Origin of the sequence: Sphingopyxis sp., from assembly GCF_036402335.1 — a bacterium.
Classification (GTDB): Bacteria; Pseudomonadota; Alphaproteobacteria; order Sphingomonadales; family Sphingomonadaceae; genus Sphingopyxis.
Map to the genome: position 1 here is coordinate 1 of NZ_DASWTD010000522.1, position 2,985 is coordinate 2,985.

At 65.9% G+C, this 2,985-nt stretch carries 2 protein-coding genes; both read right to left on the bottom strand.

The genetic code is table 11. From position 1 onward, the window contains the following. Positions 1–368: 368 nt before the first annotated feature. On the bottom strand, positions 369–1,700 hold the full coding sequence (locus tag VGD20_RS17005; protein ID WP_331135566.1) for a dicarboxylate/amino acid:cation symporter: 1,332 nt from the start codon (positions 1,698–1,700) through the stop codon (positions 369–371). Between the two features lie 48 nt (positions 1,701–1,748). Further along, the coding region (locus VGD20_RS17010) for a dicarboxylate/amino acid:cation symporter (RefSeq protein ID WP_331135567.1) at positions 1,749–2,985 on the bottom strand (1,237 nt) is incomplete at its 5' end.

The window sequence follows — 2,985 nt, forward strand, 5'->3', positions numbered from 1 at the left end:
CATGATGGACCGCACGGCACGCGTCCGGGGCGCGGCCCGGGGACCCCTGGCACGCCTCCAGCAGCCGGCAATCCCGACCGCCCCGACGGCACTCCCGGACGGCCGGCCCGGCCCGGCGGCTGGAACCGCGGCGATCGCGACAATGACGGTCCGCGTGGCACGCGGCCGGGACGCGGCCCCGGGGCCACTCCGGGCAATCCCGGACGCCCCGACCGTGGCCCGGGCACGGTGCGGCCGCGGCCGGATCGGCCGGCGCCGATAGCAAGCCCTCCCCCCGCATCGCGGCCGGCGCCAGCCGTGCGTAATCCCCCGCCGCCGCGCGCGGCGCCATCGACCGGACGCACCCGCACGAACAACGAACGCCCCGACTAGGATCGGGACCGCTGGTCGGCGGGCGCCTGATCTTTCACGCCCGCCGAAACCACTGTTGCGGCGACGAGATCGCCGACGACGTTGAGCGTCGTGCGGCACATGTCGAGGAAGCGGTCGACGCCGAGGATCAGCCCGATGCCTTCGGGGGGCACTCCGACCGAGGCGAGGATCAGCGCGATCACCGGCAGCGATCCGGCGGGTACGCCTGCGGTGCCGATGCCGCCCAATATGCACACGAGCATCACGACGACCTGCTGGTCGAGCGTCAGGTCGATCCCGAAGAATTGCGCGAGGAAGATCACCGTCACGCCTTCGAACATCGCTGTGCCATTCTGGTTGGCGGTCGCGCCGATGGTGAGCACGAAGCGTGCGACCTTGTCGGGCAGGCGTAGCTGCTCGTGTGCGACGCGGAGCGCGGTGGGCAATGTCGCATTCGACGAGGCGGTCGCGAACGCCATGACCGACGCCTCCTGCGTCTCGCGAAAGAAGGCGACGGGCGACTTGCCCGCGAGCGTCCTCAGCAAAACCGGGAACACGACGAACATCTGGAGCGCGAGCGCGAGCAACACGACGCCGACAAAAGCCGACAGGCGGATGATCAGGTCCCACCCAAACTGTGCGGCGAGATTGAACATGAAGCAGAAGACCGCGATCGGCGCGAGCTGGATGACGAGGCCGATCAGCTTCATCACCACCGCGAACACGCCCTCGATCGCAGTCTTCAGCACCTCGGTCTGCGGCGTGCGCACCAGCATCAACCCGATGCCGAAGAAAAGCGCGAAGAACATCACCGCGAGCACATCATTCTCGCTCATCGCGGCGAACAGATTATCGGGGACGATCGCGACGACCGCATCCATCCCGGTCTTCGCCTCGCCCGCGCGATCGGCGATCGCCTGTGCGCCCGCCGCGCCTTCGGCCATCAGCGAACGTGCAAGCGCAGGGTCGACCCCCGCGCCGGGCTGGAGCAGGTTGACGACCGCGAGGCTGATGACGACCGAGATCGCCGATACCGCGACCGTATAAACGAGCGTGCGGGCGCCGACCGATTTCAGGGTGCGCATCTCCCCCATTTCGGCGACGCCGACGATCAGCGCCGAGACGAGCAGCGGGATCACCAGCATGAAGAGCAGGCGCAGGAATATCTGTCCCAACGGGCCGGTCACATAGGTGGTGGCGGTTTCGACCCACGCCGCTTCGGGAGCGCCATAGTGAACAGCCAGCCCGAGGACCAGGCCGGCGGCGAAGCCGACAAGCATCCGCCAGCGCAGTCGCCGGGCGCGCGCTTCGTCACGGTGCGCCCCGTCGATTGCCGCTGCTTCGGCCATGGCTCAGCTCCTCGCTCGCCCCCGATTGGGCGGTCCGAAGCTCGCGCGTTACGCGTTGTCGGCCGCTGGCTTATTTTCCCCTGCTACATCGCTATCACGAATGTCGAGCCCGCGGGTTCCATGGTGCGGGGTATGCGACGGCGCATGCGGCCGCTCGAGGTCCGCCGGTTCGGGCTCTTCGAGCATGCCTTCCCATTTGGTGATGACCGACGTTGCCACCGCATTACCGACGACGTTGGTCGCGGTGCGCCCCATGTCGAGGAACTGGTCGATCGCGAAGATCAGCGCGACGCCCTCGACCGGCAGGTCGAACATCGCGAGCGTCGCGGTGATGACGACGAGGCTGGCACGCGGCACCGCCGCGATGCCCTTCGACGACACCATCAAGGTCAGCAGGATCAGGATCTGTTCTGTCACCGACAGCGGAATATTATAGGCCTGCGCGATAAAGATCGTCGCGAAGCTCGCATACATCATCGAGCCGTCGAGGTTGAAGCTGTAGCCCAGCGGCAGCACGAAACCCGAGATACGGCGTGGCACCCCGAAGCGGTCAAGCTGTTCGAACAGCTTCGGCATCGCAGCCTCGGACGAGGCGGTCGAGAAGGCGATCAGCAGCGGCTGGCGAATATAGCGGATCAGCGAGAATATCCGGCGGCGCAGGAAGATCGCGCCAGCGCCGAGCAGAAGAACCCATAGCACGACGAGCGAGAGGTAGAATTCAGTGACGAGTTCGGCGTAGGTTCCGAGGATGCCGAGGCCATATTTCGCGACGACACCCGCGAGCGCACCGAATACCGCGATCGGTGCCAAGCGCATCACATAGCCGGTGATCTGGAGCATCAGTTCGGCAAGTGCCTCGGCCCCGCGCACCAGCGGCTTGCCCTTTTCGCCGATTGCCGTGAGGCCGACGCCCGCGAACAGCGCGAAGACGAGGATCTGGAGGACATTATTGTCCGCCATCGCCTGGAAGATATTCTTCGGGAAGACATGCTCGATGAATTCGAACAGATCGAGCTTCTTGACTTCGCCGACCTCGGCGATCGAATGCGCCCCGACCGTCAGGTTCAACCCCGCGCCCGGCTGGAAGAAATTGACCATGATCAGGCCAAGGCTGATCGAAATCAGGCTGGCGAGAATGAACCACGCGATGGCGCGCGTACCGATGCGGCCGAGCGCCGAGCTGTCGCCCATGTGAGCGATGCCTGCGACCAGCGTACCGAGAATCAGCGGCGCGACGACGAGTTTGATCAGGTTGAGGAAAATCGTCGAAAGCGTACTGAAGCTG

Bases quoted from the DNA above. Each gene is read 5' to 3' on its own strand.
- VGD20_RS17005 (WP_331135566.1), bottom strand. From the start codon at position 1,700: ATGGCCGAAGCAGCGGCAATCGACGGGGCGCACCGTGACGAAGCGCGC.